13 protein-coding genes and 1 tRNA gene are annotated in these 17,657 nt (G+C 73.2%); 9 read left to right on the forward strand and 5 right to left on the reverse strand.

What is annotated here, in order from left to right:
* Positions 1–40 precede the first annotated feature (40 nt).
* The 5 genes from ACZ7EC_RS15545 (at position 41) to ACZ7EC_RS15565 (ending at position 8,245) form a co-directional block, all read left to right on the forward strand.
* Positions 41–1,246 (forward strand): DNA polymerase III subunit delta', encoded by a 1,206-nt coding sequence (locus tag ACZ7EC_RS15545; RefSeq protein WP_471062747.1) that lies wholly within the window; start codon positions 41–43, stop codon positions 1,244–1,246.
* A gap of 144 nt (positions 1,247–1,390) precedes the next feature.
* Entirely contained in the window at positions 1,391–3,001 is a 1,611-nt protein-coding gene (locus ACZ7EC_RS15550; protein WP_471062749.1) for an alpha/beta hydrolase, read from the forward strand.
* Between the two features lie 108 nt (positions 3,002–3,109).
* Positions 3,110–3,183: transfer RNA gene (locus ACZ7EC_RS15555), tRNA-Thr, on the forward strand.
* A 420-nt stretch (positions 3,184–3,603) separates the two neighbouring features.
* Positions 3,604–4,497, forward strand: coding sequence for a glycosyltransferase family 2 protein (locus ACZ7EC_RS15560; protein ID WP_471062750.1), 894 nt, complete (start codon positions 3,604–3,606; stop codon positions 4,495–4,497).
* Positions 4,498–5,128: 631 nt separating this feature from the next.
* Complete coding sequence (locus ACZ7EC_RS15565; protein WP_471062899.1) at positions 5,129–8,245, forward strand: AfsR/SARP family transcriptional regulator; 3,117 nt, start codon at positions 5,129–5,131, stop codon at positions 8,243–8,245.
* 148 nt (positions 8,246–8,393) lie between these two features.
* Here the strand turns inward: ACZ7EC_RS15565 and ACZ7EC_RS15570 are convergent, their stop codons facing one another.
* Complete coding sequence (locus ACZ7EC_RS15570) at positions 8,394–10,097, reverse strand: bifunctional 3'-5' exonuclease/DNA polymerase (RefSeq protein ID WP_471062752.1); 1,704 nt, start codon at positions 10,095–10,097, stop codon at positions 8,394–8,396.
* A gap of 48 nt (positions 10,098–10,145) precedes the next feature.
* Positions 10,146–10,889 carry a Clp protease N-terminal domain-containing protein gene (locus ACZ7EC_RS15575; protein ID WP_471062754.1) on the reverse strand — a complete coding sequence of 248 codons (744 nt, stop codon included), beginning with the start codon at positions 10,887–10,889 and terminating at the stop codon, positions 10,146–10,148.
* Between the two features lie 144 nt (positions 10,890–11,033).
* Between ACZ7EC_RS15575 and ACZ7EC_RS15580 the strand changes: the two genes are divergently transcribed.
* Positions 11,034–12,143, forward strand: coding sequence for a DUF2786 domain-containing protein (locus ACZ7EC_RS15580; RefSeq protein ID WP_471062756.1), 1,110 nt, complete (start codon positions 11,034–11,036; stop codon positions 12,141–12,143).
* A 191-nt stretch (positions 12,144–12,334) separates the two neighbouring features.
* Here ACZ7EC_RS15580 and ACZ7EC_RS15585 read toward each other — a convergent pair whose 3' ends face one another.
* Positions 12,335–12,853, reverse strand: a complete 519-nt coding sequence (locus ACZ7EC_RS15585; protein ID WP_471062757.1) for a DUF4232 domain-containing protein — start codon at positions 12,851–12,853, stop codon at positions 12,335–12,337.
* Between the two features lie 169 nt (positions 12,854–13,022).
* Positions 13,023–13,529, reverse strand: a complete 507-nt coding sequence (locus ACZ7EC_RS15590; protein WP_471062758.1) for a hypothetical protein — start codon at positions 13,527–13,529, stop codon at positions 13,023–13,025.
* 502 nt (positions 13,530–14,031) lie between these two features.
* Here ACZ7EC_RS15590 and ACZ7EC_RS15595 point away from each other — a divergent pair.
* Positions 14,032–14,301, forward strand: a complete 270-nt coding sequence (locus ACZ7EC_RS15595; protein WP_111583097.1) for a DUF397 domain-containing protein — start codon at positions 14,032–14,034, stop codon at positions 14,299–14,301.
* 89 nt (positions 14,302–14,390) lie between these two features.
* Here the strand turns inward: ACZ7EC_RS15595 and ACZ7EC_RS15600 are convergent, their stop codons facing one another.
* Positions 14,391–14,888 (reverse strand): ATP-binding protein, encoded by a 498-nt coding sequence (locus tag ACZ7EC_RS15600; RefSeq protein ID WP_471062760.1) that lies wholly within the window; start codon positions 14,886–14,888, stop codon positions 14,391–14,393.
* A 342-nt stretch (positions 14,889–15,230) separates the two neighbouring features.
* Between ACZ7EC_RS15600 and ACZ7EC_RS15605 the strand changes: the two genes are divergently transcribed.
* A complete protein-coding gene (locus ACZ7EC_RS15605) occupies positions 15,231–16,055 on the forward strand; it encodes a helix-turn-helix domain-containing protein (RefSeq protein WP_471062900.1) in 825 nt (274 codons plus the stop codon).
* Positions 16,056–16,130: 75 nt separating this feature from the next.
* Positions 16,131–17,591, forward strand: coding sequence for an aldehyde dehydrogenase family protein (locus tag ACZ7EC_RS15610; RefSeq protein WP_471062762.1), 1,461 nt, complete (start codon positions 16,131–16,133; stop codon positions 17,589–17,591).
* The last annotated feature ends 66 nt before the right edge of the window (positions 17,592–17,657 follow it).

The raw sequence follows: 17,657 nt of genomic DNA on the forward strand, positions 1-17,657 counted from the left end.
AGGTCGGAACGCGGAGTGTGACGGAAGGGCGGCGTGACCCGTGAGCGTGTGGGACGACCTCGTCGGGCAGGAGAAGGTGAGCGAGGTGCTGGGCGCCGCCGCGCGGGACGCCGACGCCCTGGTCACCGCCGCCGCGGCCGACGAGCCGCCGCCGGAGTCGTCCCGGATGACGCACGCGTGGCTGTTCACCGGGCCGCCCGGCGCGGGCCGCAACCAGGCCGCGCGGGCTTTCGCCGCCGCCCTCCAGTGCGTGAGCCCCGACCGGGCCCTCGGCGGCGCCCCCGGCTGCGGCTTCTGCGACGGCTGCCACACCGCGCTGCTCGGCACCCACGCGGACGTCAGCACGGTCGCCGCGGTCGGCGCCGAGATCCTGGTGAAGGACATGCGGGACACGGTCCGCAAGTCGTTCACCGCACCGGCGGGCGGCCGCTGGCAGATCATCCTGGTCGAGGACGCCGAGCGGCTGAACGAGAAATCGGCGAACGCCGTGCTCAAGGCCGTCGAGGAGCCCGCCCCCCGCACGGTCTGGCTGCTGTGCGCCCCCTCCATCGAGGACGTCCTGCCGACCATCCGCTCCCGCTGCCGCCACCTGAACCTGCGCACCCCGTCCGTGGCCGCCGTCGCCGACATGCTCGTACGACGCGACGGCGTGGACCCGCAGGCCGCGGCCGACGCCGCCCGCGCCACCCAGGGCCATGTGGACCGCGCCCGGCGCCTGGCCACCGACCCGGCGGCCCGCGAGCGCCGCGCCGCCGTCCTGCGACTCCCGCTGCGCCTGGACGAGGTCGGCGCCTGCCTGCGGGCCGCCCAGGAACTGGTCGACGCGGCCGCCGAGGACGCCAAGCAGCTCGCCGAGGAGACGGACGGCAAGGAGGCCGAGGAGATGAAGGCGGCGCTCGGCGCGGCCCAGGGCGGCCGGCTGCCGCGCGGCACGGCGGGCGTGATGAAGGACCTGGAGGACATGCAGAAACGCCGCAGGACCCGCACCCAGCGCGACAGCCTGGACGTGGCCCTCGGCGACCTCACCACCTTCTACCGCGACGTCCTCGCCCTCCAGCTCGGCTCCCGCGTGGCGATCGCCAACGCCGACGCGCAGGACGCCCTGGACCGGCTGGCCCGCGCCAGCACCCCGGAGTCCACCCTGCGCCGCATCGAGGCGATCGCCGCGTGCCGCGACGCCCTGGACCGCAATGTGGCGCCGCTGCTGGCGGTGGAGGCGATGACGATGGCACTGCGGGCGGGCTGACGGCGGAGCCGCGGGCGGGCTGAGATGGCACGGTGGCTTCGCGAGCGCGGGCCGCATCCGGCCGCATGGCCACCCCGTCCCCCGTACGGGGCGACAATCGGAACTCCCCGCATCCACTGCGTCGCCCAGCGTTACTCTCGCGGGATGCAGACCAGGTCCTCCCCGTCCCGCCCCCGGACCACGGCACGGCTCACGGCCGCTGCCCTGGTTACCGCGGCCCTCCTCGTGTCCGCGTGCTCCCCCGGCAGCAGCTCGATCGGGCCGTCCTCGGCGGCGTCGGCGCGGACGGGCGCGGCGAGCGTCCCCGTCCTGGCCCCGCTGCCGCGCGCGATCCCGGCCGCGCTGGCGCCGTACTACACACAGCGGCTGACGTGGCGCGACTGCGGCGCCTCCGGATTCCAGTGCGCCACGATGCGCGCGCCGCTGGACTACGACCGGCCGGGCGCGGGCGACGTACGGCTCGCGGTGTCCCGCAAGGCCGCGACGGGCAGCGGCAAGCGGCTCGGCTCGCTGCTGGTCAATCCGGGCGGTCCGGGCGGCTCCGCGGTGGCCTACCTCCAGCAGTACGCCGGGCTCGGCTACCCCGCCGAGGTCCGTACCCGCTACGACATGGTGGCGATGGACCCGCGCGGCGTCGCCCGCAGCGAGCCCGTCGAGTGCCTCGACGACCGCCAGATGGACACGTACACGCAGACCGACGTGACCCCCGACGACCGGGCCGAGCAGAACGCGGCGGTCGCGGCGGACCAGAAGTTCGCGCAGGCCTGCGGGGCGCGCTCGGCGCGGCTGCTGCGGCATGTCTCCACCGTCGAGGCGGCCCGTGACATGGACATCCTCCGCGCGGCGCTGGGAGACCCGAGGCTGAACTACGTGGGGGCGTCGTACGGCACCTTCCTCGGCGCGACCTACGCCGGTCTCTTCCCGAGCCGGGTGGGCCGCGTGGTCCTGGACGGCGCGCTGGACCCCTCCCTCGACTCCCGCACGGTGAACCTGGAGCAGGCCGAGGGCTTCGAGACGGCGTTCCAGGCCTTCACCGAGGACTGCCTGCGGCGCACCGACTGCCCGCTCGGCCGCAGGGGGGCGACGCCGGAGCAGGCCGCCGACCACCTCAGGGCCTTCTTCCGCAAGCTCGACGCCCATCCCGTCCCGACGGGCGACCGCGACGGCCGCAAACTCGGCGAAGCGCTGGCCACCACCGGCGTGATCGCGGCGATGTACGACGAGGGTGCCTGGGGGCAGCTGCGCGCGGCGCTGACGTCGGCGGCGAAGGGCGACGGCGCGGCGCTGCTCGCCCTCTCCGACAGCTACTACGAGCGCGACGCCGACGGCCACTACAGCAACCTGATGATGGCCAACAACGCGGTGAACTGCCTGGACCTGCCACCCGCCTTCACCGGCCCCGAGCAGCTGCGGCAGGCGCAGTCCGCGTTCGAGAAGGCGTCCCCGGTGTTCGGCGAGGGCCTGGCCTGGACCTCGCTGAACTGCGCGTACTGGCCGGTGCGGGCCACGGGCGAGCCGCACCGGATCACGGCGCGGGGCGCGGCCCCGATCGTGGTCGTCGGCACCACCCGCGACCCGGCCACCCCCTACCGCTGGGCCCGGTCCCTGGCCGGCCAGCTCTCCTCCGGCCACCTCCTGACCTACGCCGGCGACGGCCACACCGCCTTCCTGCGCGGCAGCACGTGCGTCGACTCCGCCATCGACACCTACCTCCTCCACGGCACCCCGCCACCCGCCGGCAAACGCTGCTCCTAGACCTTCGTACCGGCCCCGGTCCTCCGCTCCCGAGGCCGGTACGAAGCACCCCTGGAAACTGTGTAGACTTACCGACGTTGCCGACCGCACCCTAGGTGCACGCAGCACGCCGCTTTAGCTCAGATGGCCAGAGCAACGCACTCGTAATGCGTAGGTCTCGGGTTCGAATCCCGAAAGCGGCTCCGGCAAAGGCCAGGTCACATAGCCCGTGACCTGGTCTTTTTGTTGTTTCGAGGGGCGCCATTAGACCCGGCCGAGCGCCGGGGGCGGCTCGCGGGAGTGGAGCGCCCCGGCTCGGGCAATGGGGACCGCGGGCCGCACAACCGGAACGCCGGGTCCCACTCCAGTGGCCGCGAAACGGCTCACCGCACCGGCCCTTGACGCCGACTCACCGACCCGGCGATTCACCACCCGTCACCCGCCGCCCCCTCCGCTCGGTCATGCCCGGAACTCCGATTCCCTCGCGCCCGGCAAAGAGTGGCAAAGGGGATGTAAAGGCGATAGGTGGCGGGCGAACCAGCGGAGGTGGGGGAACATCTTGGTGAACGATGGGCGGCGCACGGTCGGGAACGCGCCGCCGCCGGCCGGATGGGGTGTGGGACGTGATGGAGCCGAGGATCGCCGTCGCCGTGGTGACGATGGGCAACCGGCCCGCCGAGGTCGACGCCCTGCTCGAATCCGTGGCCAAGCAGGATCTCGCCCCCGCCCGGATCGTGATCGTCGGCAACGGCTGCCGGCTCCCCGAGTTCGCCCGCCGGCTCTCCCTGCCCGGCGAGGTCACCGCCATCGACGTGCCGGAGAACCTGGGCTGCCCCGGCGGCCGCAACGTCGCCCTCGCCCGGCTGCGCGAGTTCGGGGACGTCGACGTCGTCGTGGAACTGGACGACGACGGGCTGCTCGTCGACGCCGACGTGCTGCGCCGGGTACGGGACCTGTACGCCGCCGACCCGCGCCTCGGCATCGTCGGCTTCCGCATCGCCGACGAGCACGGCGAGACCCAGCAGCGGCACGTGCCCAGGGTCGGCCGCTCCGACCCGATGCGCGGCGGCTACGTCACCGGGTTCCTGGGCGGCGGGCACGCCCTGAGCATGGCCATGCTGGCCGAGACCGGGGACTGGCCGGCCGAGTTCTTCTTCGCGCACGAGGAGACCGACCTGGCCTGGCGCGCCGCCGACGCCGGCTGGAAGATCCGCTACTCGCCCGAACTGCTCCTCCAGCACCCCAAGACCTCCCCGGCCCGGCACGCCATCTACTACCGGGTCAACGCCCGCAACCGCGTCTGGCTCGTCCGGCGCCGGCTGCCGCTGCCGCTGGTTCCGGTGCACCTCGGGGTGTGGACGCTGCTCACCCTCGCCCGCACCCGTTCCGCGGCCGGGCTCAAGGCGTGGTTCGGCGGGTTCGTGGAGGGGGTGCGGGAGCCGGCCGGCGAGCGCCGCCCGATGCGCTGGCGGACGGTGTGGCGCCTGACACGGTTGGGGCGCCCGCCGGTGATCTGAGGGGCGCGTGATCCGAGGGGCGCGTGATCCGAGGCGCACGCGGGCGTACGGGCCGGCGTGGAGGCGGGACGGGGTCCCGGTCGTTCACCTCCGCCGACCGGGACCACCCATGTCCCCGGATCCGACCTGCGGCGACACTCCCCCGAGTTACGCGACTGACGCGCGCGCCGTCGGACGGCTCCGATGGAATGATCACATCAAGTCTCACCAACGAATCGCTAACATGTGGCCAATGGCGGGACGGCGACCGGCAAGGCAGATGACCGGAACTCGCCCACCGCCAGCGGTAAAAGACCGGCGTTCGGGCGGATGACCGGTCACGGTAGATGGCGGGAAATCGTCGCCGTCCGGGCGGATTTCCGCCAGGAGCACGGCGGGCAGGCGCCCGTCGCGGAGCACGGTCGGCCCCGACCGTGCGGGAAGGCAGTGGAGCGGCGTGAAAGGGCGGCGCGAGCTGCGGTTCGGACTGCTGGGTCCGCTGGTCCTCTATGACCGCCCGTCGTACGACGACCCGAGCGGTGCGGGGGCGTGCGAAAGGCCGGACGACGCCCCCGACTGCACCACCTCCGACTGCACCACCCCTGACCGCACCGCCCCCGACACCGCTGTCCGCGCCATCGGCAGCCCCAAGATGCGTGCCCTCCTCGCCGCGCTGCTGCTGGAGCGCGGCCGGGTCGTGTCGGTGGAGTCGCTGAAGGACGCGCTGTGGGGCGGGGCGCCGCCGGCCTCCGCGCAGGCGTCGCTGCACAACCACGTCACCCGGCTGCGCCGCCTCCTGGACGATCCCGAACGGCTCAGGTCCGTGCCGCCGGGCTACCTGCTGCGCGTGGAACGGGGCGAGTTGGACGTGGACGTGTTCGACTCCCTGGTCGCCGACGCGCGCGCCGCCCACGCCCGGCAGGACTGGCCGGGCGTCGTACGGTCCTGCACGCACGCCCTCGCCCTGTGGCGCGGCAGCCCGCTCAGCGGACTGCCGGACCTCGCCGCCAGCACTCTGGTGCCCCGCCTGGAGGAGGCGCGGCTGATCCTGCTCAAATGGCGGTACGACGCCGAACTCGCCCTCGGTGGAGCGCGGTTGACGGCACTCGTCCCCGAGCTGTCGGCCCTCGTCGCCGAGCATCCGCTCCGTGAGGCGTACCACCGTCAGCTGATGCTCGCCCTGCACCGTACCGGCCGCCAGGCCGAGGCCCTCGCCGTCCACCGCGATCTGCGCGCCCGCCTGATCGAGGAACTCGGGGTCGAACCCGGCCCCGCGATCCGCGAGGCCCACGCCGAAGTGCTCCGGGGGAGCGGCGGTGGCGACGCGCGGCCCTCGGCGGACGGGGACGGCGAGCGCGACGGCAAGGACGGAGAAGACGAAGGAAACGCGGGCCGGGATGGCGGGGAGAGCGGAGACCGGGAGGACGAAGGGTGCGGGGGCGGAAGCGAGCCGAACCCCGTCACTTCCGTGGTTTCGCACGACGACGACCGCGAAGGCGACGCACCCCCACCACCCCACTCTCCCCCACCACCCCACTGTCCCCGACTTCCCCCACCGCCCGCCCAACTCCCGCCCCCGCCAGCTCATTTCACCGGCCGCGGCCCCGCCCGCCGCGCCCTGCGGCACGCGCTGACCGAGCCGCCCGCGCCGGGGCCGGCCGTCGCCGTGGTCTCCGGCATGGCGGGGGTCGGCAAGAGCGCCCTCGCCCTGCACGTCGCCCATGAGCTGCGGGAACGTTTCCCCGACGGCCAGCTCTACGTCAACCTGCACGGCGCCACCCCCGGCATGCCTCCGCTCGGCCCCGCGCAGGCGCTCGCCGCCCTGCTGCACGACCTGGGCGTCGAGCCCCGCAAGGTACCCGAACACCCGGACGCGGCGACCGCGTTGCTCCGCTCCCTGCTCGCCCCCGCCCGCGTCCTGCTGGTCCTGGACGACGCGGCCGACGCCGCCCAGGTCCGGCCCCTCATCCCGGCCGGCCCCGGCTGCGCGGTGATCGTCACCAGCCGCTCCCCGCTGACCACCCTCGACGGCGCCCGGCGCTTCCCGCTCGCCCCGCTGGCCGGCGAGGACAGCGCGGCCCTGCTCCGCGCGCTGAGCGGCCGTCCGGGACTGGACGCCGGCCATGCCCTGGTCGAGCTGACCGGCGGACTGCCGCTGGCCCTGCGCGTGGTCGCGGCCCGGCTCGCCGCCCGGCGCGCCCTCACGCCGGACGTGCTCGCCGGTCAACTGGCGTCCACCGGAGGGAGGCTACGGCAACTGGAGTACGACGACCTCAGCGTCCGGCGCTCCCTCGCCGTCGCCCATGACGCCCTCGCCACGGCCGGGCGCGAGGCCGACCGGGACGCGGCCCTCCTCCTGCGCCACATCGGCGCGCTCGACCTGCCGGCCTACGGCGCCCCGCTCCTCGCCCGCCTCGCCGGCATCGACGCGCGCCGCGCCGAGGCCGCCCTGGACCGCCTCGTCGACGTGGCCCTCCTGGAGGAGACGGCCTACGGCCGCTACATCCCGCACGACCTGGTCCGCGAGTTCGCCCGCGAACTGACCCACGGCGGGGCGGAGTTCCGCCCGGCCGCTGTCCCCGTTCCGCCCGTCACCGCCGCCGACCGCGCTCATGTCCGCACCCGCGACGACGACGCCTCCCCGGACCTCGTCGCGCTGCGCTGGTACGCCGCCGTGGCCGAGCGCGTGCTCGTCGCCATCGTGGAGCCCGGTCTCGACCTGGACGACCGGCGGCGGCCGACCTCCGCGCAGCCGGCGGAGCACGCCACCGAGGTGGCCGCTCTGTCGTCCTTCGAGTCGGCCGGGCAGGCGTTCGCCTGGGGCGAGACGGAGCTGGAGAACGTGGTCGCGCTGGTGGCGCGCAACGCCGGCGCCGCCGATCCGCGGCGGCTCGCCCACCTCTCGGTGCTGGTCCGCCTGCTGTTCCCGTGTGTGCAGCGCAGCGGCCGGGTCGCGGAGATGGAGGTGCTCGGGCGGGCCGCGCTCGAAGCGGCGCGGCGACTCGGTGACCCGGAGGCGCAGGCGTACGCGCTCGGCGATCTCGCGGGCCTGCACTTCCTGACCGGCCGGCACAACCAGGCCCTCGCCCTGACCGACCGCTGCCTGGAGAGCTGGCGGCGGCTCGGCGTGCCCAGCCGCGTCCGGCGCTGCCTGAACAACCGGGGGCTGCTGCTGGAGGGACTCGGCCGGTTCGCGGAGTCCGAGGAGGCGCTGCGGGAGAGCCTGTCCTGCGCGCGGCTGCTGAACGACCCCGTCGGCGAGGCCATCACCCACAGCCATCTCGGCAACCTGTACGAACACACCGATCCGCGCGCCGCGATCGAGCAGCACCGGCGTTCGCTGGCGCTCGGGGAGGCGGCCGGCGCGGTCATCGTGCGCCACTTCGCGCACTGCAACATCGGCTACGCCCATCTCGCCCTGGACGAACCGGCCGCCGCCGCACGGCACTTCGAGCAGAGCCTCGGCATCCTCGGCGGGCACGGCGACTGGCACGGCGAGGCGCGGACCCGGCTCGGTCTGGTCCGCGCGCTGCGGCGGCTGGGGGAGGACGAGCGGGCGTACACCGAGTGCGGCGAGCTGCTGCGCCGCGCCGACGCCCGCGCCGACCGCTACACGGGCGGCCTGGCCCGCCACCAGCACGGCCTGCTGCTGCACGCACAGGGCCGCCACCAGGAGGCCCGCACCGCCTGGCGCACCGCCCTCGCCGCCCTGGCCGGCACGGACGAACGGACCGTGATGACCGAGCTGCGGGAACTCCTGGCCGAGTGAACCGCCGGGCGGCGGGCGCCCGGTGCGCGGCGGCGGCCGGTCAGCCCGCTCGTACCCGCGCGGCGGCACGCGGTCGCCCGGCACCGGTCCGCACGCAGCAGGCGACCGCATGGCGCACGGGGGGCCCGCAGCCGCCCTGCGCCGCGCCCTACTTGGCGTCCGCATAGCACTCCACCACCGCCGTCGTGAAGGGGAAGCGCACCGGTGTCTCGCCGAAGGTCAGGCGGCCGGCGAGGGCGGCTGCCTCGCGGATGGCGGCCACCACGGTGTCGGCCTCCTCGGCGGGGCAGTGCACGATCACCTCGTCGTGCTGGAAGAAGACCAGCTCGGCCCGCAGCCCGGCACAGGACCGGCGCAGCGCGGCGAGCAGCAGCAGGGCCCAGTCGGCGGCGCTGCCCTGGACGACGAAGTTGCGCGCGAAGCGGCCCCGCGCACGGGAGTCGGTGGAGGCGTGACCCGGCACCCAGACCTGGCCGTCGGACGGTGCCTCCGCCGCGTCCTCCGCGGGCCCGACGGGGATGCCCGCCTCCTCCGCCGCGTCCTCGTCGGTACCCGCGGCCGGCGGACAGGTGCGGCCCAGCCAGGTGCGCACCAGCCGGCCCTCCTCGCCCGCCCGCGCCGCGTCGTCGACATAGGCGACGGCCTTCGGGAAGCGGCGGCGCAGCGCGGCGAGGTTCTTCAGGCCGTCGCCGGAGGTCTGGCCGTAGACCGCGCCCAGCACGGCCAGCTTGGCCTGGTCGCGGTCGCCGGAGAAGGCGCGGTCGGACACCGCCTGGTAGAGGTCGCTCTCGCGGCCCGCGACCTCCATCAGGCCGGGGTCGCGGGAGATCGCGGCCAGCACCCGCGGCTCCATCTGGTCGGCGTCGGCCACCACCAGCCGCCAGCCGGGGTCGGCGACCACGGCCCGCCGGATCACCTTGGGGATCTGGAGGGCGCCCCCGCCATGGGTCACCCAGCGCCCGGTGACCGTGCCGCCGGACTGGAACTCCGGGCGGAAGCGGCCCTCGCGCACCCAGTCCTGGAGCCAGGACCAGCCGTGGGCCACCCAGATGCGGTACAGCTTCTTGTAGGCGAGCAGTGGTGCGACGGCCGGGTGGTCGACGGACTGGAGCTCCCAGCGGCGGGTGGACCTCACCTTGATCCCGGCCTGTGCGAAGGCCCTGAGCACATCGGCCGGCAGATCGGGGCGGACCCGGCGGCCGAACGCCGCGGAGATCTCGTCCGCCAGCTCCGCGAGGCGGCGCGGCTCGCCCCCGCCCGCGTACCGCTCGCCGAGCAGATCACGCAGCAAGTCCCGGTGGACCTCGGCGCTCCAGGGCAGCCCGGCCCGGTTCATCTCGGCGGCCACCAGGGTGCCGGCGGACTCGGCGGCGGTCAGCAGCCGCATCCGTGCCGGGTCGGCCGCCTTGTCGTGCCGCCGCTGCTGATCGGCGTAGACGGCGAGGAGATCGGCCAGGGGGAGCGCGCTGCCGGTGGGTTCGAACAGCGGGGACTGGGCGCCCGGTTCGGCCGCCCGCTGCGGAGGATCGGGCGGCACGGGGCCGCCCCGGAGGCGGGCCAGGGCGGCGGCGGCCGAGCGTGGCTCGCCGTACCGCCCCTCGTGGCCCAGCAGCAGGGTCTCGGCGACCTCGATGTCGTAGCACCGCTCCACTCGCACCCCCGTGGCGAGCAGACGCGGGTAGACGTCGGCGGTCGACCGCCACACCCAGCGCGTCACCTCCGGGCGGCTCCGCACCGCCCCGGCGGCATCCCTCTCCCGCCGCACCGGCCCGGCGGGCAGCCCGTCCGGGCCGAGGGGGGCGACGTCCACGCCACCGTCCTCGGCCGGAGCGAGTGCCCATCGGTCGGCCATGACTGCGAGTGTGGCAGGCACCACTGACAATCGCCGTGACCTGCGGTTTCAGCCCTCGGTGGGGGGCTGCGCGCGCTTGTCCCTCAGCGGTGCGAGGACGGTGTCCACGTACTCCTCGGCCGCGGCCTTGGTGATGCCGAGCCCGCTGAGGACACCCGTGCCGTTCTCGTGCTCCAGCAGGGCCAGCAGGAGGTGTTCGGTGCCGATGTAGTTGTGCCCGAGCCGCAGGGCCTCGCGGAAGGTGAGTTCCAGGACCTTCTTGGCGCCGGGCCCGTAGGGGACGAGGTCGGGGATCTGTTCGGCGGCGGGCGGCAGCGCGGCGGTCGCGGCCTCGCGAACGGCGTCCAGCGGGACGCCCTGCGCGGTGATCGCCTTCGCGGCGAGGCCCTCCGGCTCGGACAGCAGCCCGAGGACCAGGTGCTCCGGCCGCCCCTCCGGGTTCCGGGCGGCCACCGCCTCGTTGTGCGCGGCCATGACCGCGTCTCGCGCGCGGGGGGTGTAGCGGTTGAAGCCCTGGCTCGGGTCGAGGTCGGCGGACTCCTTCGGCACGAACCGCTTCTGCGCCGCCTGCCGGGTCACGCCCATGCTCTTGCCGATCTCGGTCCAGGACGCGCCCGAGCGGCGGGCCTGGTCCACGAAGTGCCCGATCAGGTGGTCCGCCACGTCGCCGAGGTGATCGGCCGCGAGCACCGCGTCCTGAAGCTGGTTGAGGGGTTCGTGATGAACCTTCTTGATGGCCTCGATGAGGTCGTCGAGGCGCACGGATGCCGCGATGTTCGGATTGGTCGCCATGTGTCAACCGTAGGTTGCGCCCTCTGTACTGTCAACCGATGGTTGACAGTGGATCGGGTGCAGCCTCGATGGCGGCGCGGACTTATCCACAGGCTGTGGACGTCTTCGGGCGCGGTGTCGGCGGGGCGTGGCACGATCGGCGATGTGACCAGTTCTGCCAGCACGGTCGAGCGTGCCTTCCGGGCCGCGCTCTACGACGACACCGACACCGGCCTCGACACCGGCGCCTCCCTGCTCGCCGCCGACCCCGCCGCGGACACCGAACTCGCCCGGCGCGGCGAAGAGTTCGTGGCGACCGCGTGGCGGCGCGGCTGGGCGCCCGCCGACGTCGTACGGCTGGTGCGGCGCGAGCTGGAGCCGCCGCATGTGCACCTGGCCGCCGCGCTGATCCGGGCCCAGTCCGGAGCGGACCGGCCGCGCGGGCGCCGCTGGACCGCCCAGCTCGCCGAGCTGCCCGAGGGCCCCGCGCACGGAGCCGACCGCTTCTCCCGTGCCACCGCCGTCCTTGAGCTGTACCGCCTGCTGCTGCGCCTGCCCACCCTGGAACCCCTGGAGGAGGAGAGCCGCCGCCCCCACGACCCCGCCGCCGCCCGGCTCCTCGGCCGCATCCGCGCGCTGCTCGCCAAGGCCGAGGCGACCGGCTACCCGGAGGAGGCCGAGGCCCTGACCGCCAAGGCGCAGGAGCTGATGGCCCGGCACAGCGTGGACGAGGCGCTGCTCGCCGCCGCGGCGCCCGCACCGGACGCGCCCGGCGCCTGCCGGATAGGCGTCGAGCCGCCGTACGAACAGGCCAAGGCCGTCCTGCTGGACGCCGTGGCCACCGCGAACCACTGCCGCGCGGTGTGGAACGAACCGCTCTGCTTCTCCACCGTCGTCGGCTTCGAGGGCGACCTGGAGGCGGTCGAACTGCTCTACACCTCGCTGCTGGTGCAGGCCACACACGCCATGACCAAGGCCGAGGCGGGCCAGCGGGCGGCCGGACGCAAGCGCACCAAGACCTTCCGGCAGTCCTTCCTCGCCGCCTACGCCCACCGGGTCGGCGCCCGGCTCGCGGCCGCCGCCGAGAGCCAGATCAGCCGGGACCTGCTGCCGGTGCTGGCCACGCGCGAGACAGCCGTCGCCGGCCGTCTGGAGCGGATGTTCCCCGAGACCACGACCACCCGGCTGCGCGGGGTGAGCGACGAGGCCGGCTGGACGGAGGGCGCGGCAGCCGCCGACCGCGCCCAGGTCAGGGCGCGGCCACGGCTGGGATGAGCCGCGGACCGGACGCCCCGCGGCCGGGATCTCTCGGGCGGATCCCCCCAGGCTCGCGGGGCCTGGCACCGCGCCTCGCGGCGTTGCCGCCGGTTGCCACGGCTCCGGCATGTCCTTCCTCCGCCCCGCGACGCACGGCACCGGAGTCCGCTCCAACGCCTCCTGGATCGGCCTGATCCAAACGAAAGACCCTAGTCGCCGGCCTGCTGGAAGGTGCTGACGGAGGCGTTCGGCTTGGTCGCCGCGCCCTGGCCGGCGACCGGGCCGTACTTCCAGGGGAAGCTCTGCACCGTGTCGCCGCCCGGCAGGGCGATCTTCAGCTCGGTGGCCGCGAGGCTGGTGGCGTCGCCGTCCTTGCCGCGCACATAGCTGATGGTGAAGGACGCGGCGTCGCCCTTGGCGAGCTTCAGCGTCTGCGCCTTCGCACCCTTCTGGGCGGGCAGCGTCGCGCTCGCGCCGCCCTTGCTCAGGGTGACGCCCGGAAAGTTCTCCAGCGTGCAGGTCTTGCTCTGGTTGGTGATGCTGACCGGCACCTCGCCGGTGTCGCCCGCCGCCGGCGCCACACTCGCCGCCCCGACCTGGAGGGACACCCCGCCGAGCTGGCAGGCCGAGCTGTTCTTGCCACCGCTGCCGCTGTGCCCCCCGCCCCCGCAGGCGGTCAGCAGCAGGGCGGCGGCAACGGCGGTGACGGTGAGCGGAAAGGCACGCATGAGCAGGTCCCATCGAGGTCGTGACGGTGCTCCAGCATCATCGCGCCTGAGCGGCGGTGCCGTTCGCGCGCCCCTCGCGAATCACCGCTTCAGGTGCTTCCCGGCGGACCGCACCGCGCCGCGGGGGCGTCACCGCGGCGCGCGGCGCGTCAACGCCGGGAAGCGGACGTCACCGCGCGGCGGCGGTCGGCAGTCCGGACGGCAGCTTGCCGCCCTCCGCCTTCGTGTACGTCTCCTGGCCCACCTTGCCCGACCAGGTCACCTTCATGGACGCGCCGTCGACCGAATCGACCATCCCGGTGGTGCGGTCCTGACTGCCCTTGGCGCAGGTCAGGTGGATCATCTGCATACCGGACTCGTTGCCCGCGGTGCCGCTGCACACCGTGCCGCCGGTCGCGAAGATGCCCGCCTGCCTGCCGTTGATCACCAGGGCCACGATGGTGCCGCCGCGGGTGGCCAGCCAGCTGCCCTGGAGCTTTCCGGAGGCGCCGCTCACCCCGGAGCCACCGGCGGACGAGGAGGGTGCGGGGCCGGTGTTCGCCGCGCCCGACGGGCTCGTGGCGGGGTGGGCGTCGCCACCGCCGCCGCACGCCGTCAGCGCCAGCGCGCCGACCAGACCCGCGGCCAGAGCCGTGATCCGCACCCGTGTAGTGGTCGAAGCAGTCGCCGAAGTCACGTCAGGCTCCCCAAGCTGTAGGCGTCCGCCGCCCTCGGCCGGACGGCCGCAGCAAGCTATCAGCAGCCTCCCGCCGGGGCCTTCCATGCGCCGGGACTTCTCCGTCCGGGCCGGAACAGGAAGGGCGCGGAACGCGTCTCTTCCTTGTGCAGGAGACGCCCGAGCGCGGGTGGAGCCCGCGTGCAGGAGGAGTCCGGGTCCTGGCTGGAGGAATCCGGTCCCGGCGTTCCGGCCCGGCCGACGGCAGGGATGATCAGGGGCGGAGGACGGAGAGGGCATGCGACGGCCGCTCCGGGGCAGGCGCTGGGACGGCTTCAGGTGAAACGGCGGCATACGGCCGCACATCGTCAGGCAAAGCGCGCGTCAAGACTGTAACGACGAGAGCACTCGCCGTGCACGTGCATCTGCTCATGCAAGTGCACGTGAGGCGAGGGTTATGATCCAGGTCAGTTGACCACCGCATCTATGGCCTCACCAGCCAGTGCACACCGGGGAGCGACCTGTGGACCGCGACGTTGACGGCGTGTTCGGGGGGTACGACGTGTACAACGGCATGGCTGCCACGCAGCTGGACGGAGTGGCCTGGCAGAAAAGCAGGCACAGCAACTCGCAGGGATCCTGCGTGGAGTTCGCGCGGCTGCCGGGCGGTGAGGTGGCCGTGCGCAACTCCCGCTTCCCGGACGGACCGGCCCTGGTGTACACGCGGGCCGAGATAGAGGCGATGCTGCTCGGGATCAAGGACGGCGAGTTCGACCACTTGATCGCCGGCTGAGCGGCAGGGGGCCGGCGCCGGGCGGTGCGTGCCCGACCCCCTCGCTCGGCCCGAGGCGCGGCGCCCCCTGCGGTGACGCGCGTAGACGATCAGGCGGGCTGGTCCAGACGGAACATCGCCCAGACGATCTTCCCCTCCAGCGAACCGGCCAGCGGCTGCCAGCCCCAGCTGTCCGCGAAGGAGTCGACCAGGAAGAGGCCCCGCCCCGACTCCGCGGAGAAGTCGTCGGAGTCCCGCGGCGCCGGCGTCTCGTGGCTCGGGTCCCGCACCGCGCAGACCAGCCGCTCGTCCCAGCGCATCAAGTGCAGCCGCACCGAGGCGGCTTGCTCCTCGGGGCAGCCGTACTCGCCCGGCAGCGCATGCCGCAGCGCGTTGGTGACGAGTTCGGAGACGACCAGGCAGACATCGTCGAAGCGCTCGCCCGCACCCCACTGGTCGAGGGTGTCACGGGTGAACCGCCGGGCCTCGCGTACCGCTTCGTACCGCGCCGGCAGAGCACAGGAAGCGGCGCTGGACACGGCCGCGGGGTCCAGCGGCGGAAGGCCCTGCCGTAACGGCTTGAGCATGGTCGATCCATTCGTCCCCATGCGAGGCACTCCCGAATTCGCGGTCGTTGCGATGCAGCGGTGGCGCGAGACCATGGTTTCGGATGGGAAGGGTAGATGCAAGGGCAGATGCACGTGCACGCGACCGAAATGGATAGGCCCGTACCACTTCTTGGCCATTTTTTCTGCCATCTTCATGACAGTTCCCGCCAGTGGTCCGGACCACTGCCCCGCCCCGCTCGCTGGAAACGGGCCCGATCTCTCCGTTTGCGTAATCGTACGAGTACTGCACGGAGCGTTTTAGTGGCAGACTGCGGGCCCTGAAGACGGTTGGGGAGGCTGGCGAAGGTGAGCGCGGGAGAGCCCGGATCGGTGGTGCGGCGGATGCTGCTCGGCTCGCAACTCAGGCGACTGCGTGAAGCACGGGGGATCACGCGCGAGGCGGCCGGGTATTCCATCCGGGCGTCCGAGTCCAAGATCAGCCGGATGGAGTTGGGCCGGGTGAGCTTCAAGACGAGGGACGTCGAAGACCTGCTGACGCTGTACGGCATCACCGACGAGGCGGAGCGCCAGTCGCTGCTGTCCCTCGCCCGCGAGGCCAACGTGGCGGGATGGTGGCACAGTTACAGCGACGTCCTGCCCAACTGGTTCCCCACCTATGTGGGCCTGGAGGGCGCCGCCACCCTGATCCGCGTCTACGAGGTGCAGTTCGTGCACGGCCTGCTCCAGACCGAGGAGTACGCCCGCGCGGTGGTCCGGCGCGGCATGAAGGGCGCGAGCGCCGACGACGTCGAACGGCGGGTCGCGCTGCGCCTGGAGCGCCAGAAGTACCTGCTCTCCGACAACGCCCCCGAGTTCCACATCGTCCTGGACGAGGCCGCCCTGCGCCGCCCCTACGGCGACCGCGAGGTGATGCGCGGCCAGCTCCAGCACCTCATCGACGTCTCCGAGCGGCCGAACGTACGGCTCCAGGTGATGCCGTTCAGCTTCGGCGGGCACTCCGGCGAGAGCGGCGCCTTCACCATCCTCAGCTTCCCCGAGTCCGACCTCTCCGACGTCGTCTACCTGGAGCAGCTGACCAGCGCCCTGTACCTCGACAAGCGCGAGGACGTGGCCCAGTACGAGCAGGCCCTCAAGGAGTTGCAGCAGGACAGTCCGGGTCCCGACGAGAGCCGGGATGTTCTGAGGGGACTCCTCCAACTCTCCTGACCCGCAAGTAGGATGACGCTCGATCAGACTCAGACCGTGGCCGGGATCCGGCTCCGCTAGCGATTGAGGGATCACATGTCGTCCTATTTCAGCGACCTGGCCCAGCAGTACATCGACGGCGAATGGCGACCGGGCAGCGGTTCCTGGGACGTCATCGACTTCAATCCGTACGACGACGAGAAGCTGGCCTCGATCACCGTGGCCACCGTCGAGGAGGTCGACCAGGCCTACCGGGCCGCCGAGCGCGCCCAGAAGGCATGGGCCGACACCAACCCGTACGCCCGGCGCACGGTGTTCGAGCGGGTGCTCAGACTCGTCGAGGACCGCGAGCAGGAGATAGCCGACCTGATCATCGCGGAGCTGGGCGGCACGCGGGTGAAGGCCGGTTTCGAGCTGCACCTCGCCAAGGAGTTCCTGCGCGAGTCCATCAATCTGGCGCTGCGTCCCGAGGGCCGGATCCTGCCGTCTCCGGGCGAGGGCAAGGAGAACCGCGTCTACCGGGTGCCGGTGGGCGTCGTGGGCGTGATCAGTCCCTTCAACTTCCCCTTCCTGCTGTCGCTGAAGTCCGTGGCCCCGGCGCTCGCGCTCGGCAACGGCGTGGTGCTCAAGCCGCACCAGAACACCCCGATCGCCGGTGGCACGCTCATCGCCAGGCTGTTCGAGGAGGCCGGGCTGCCCGGCGGGCTGCTCAATGTCGTCGTCACCGACATCGCCGAGATCGGCGACGCGTTCATCGAGCACCCGGTCCCCAAGGTCATCTCCTTCACGGGCTCCGACCAGGTGGGCCGGCACGTCGCCACCGTCTGCGCCGCGAACTTCAAGCGCTCGGTGCTCGAACTGGGCGGCAACAGCGCGCTGGTGGTGCTGGACGACGCGGACCTCGACTACGCGGTGGACGCGGCGGTCTTCAGCCGGTTCGTGCACCAGGGGCAGGTCTGCATGGCCGCCAACCGGGTCCTGGTGGACCGCTCGGTCGCGGACGAGTTCACCGAGAAGTTCGTCGCCAAGGTGCGCACCCTCAAGGTGGGCGACCCGCGCGACCCGGAGACCGTCATCGGCCCGGTCATCAACTCCGCGCAGGCGAACGCCGTTTCGGGCGTGGTCGAGCAGGCGCTCGCCGAGGGCGCGACGGCGCTGGTGCACGGCGGCACGACCAACAACCTGGTCGAGCCCTCGGTGCTCACCGGCGTCCCCGCCGACTCCCCGCTGCTCCAGCAGGAGGTGTTCGGACCGGTCGTCTTCCTGGTGCCGTTCGACGGCGAGCAGGAGGCGGTGCGGATCGTCAACGACACGCCGTACGGCCTCAGCGGCGCCGTGCACACCGGGGACATCGAGCGGGGCGTCGCCTTCGCCAAGCGGATCGACACCGGCATGTTCCATGTGAACGACGGCACCGTGCACGACGAGCCGATCGTGCCCTTCGGTGGCGAGAAGCACTCCGGCGTCGGCCGGCTCAACGGCGAGACGACGCTGGAGGCGTTCACCACGGTCAAGTGGATCTCCGTCCAGCACGGCCGCAGCGGCTTCCCGTTCTGATCTTCCCTTCCGCGTTCCGCGCGGCCCTTCAGGACAGGATCCGGCCTAGAAGGCCCGTAGCTTTCC

Source organism: Streptomyces sp. NPDC037203, from assembly GCF_055605065.1.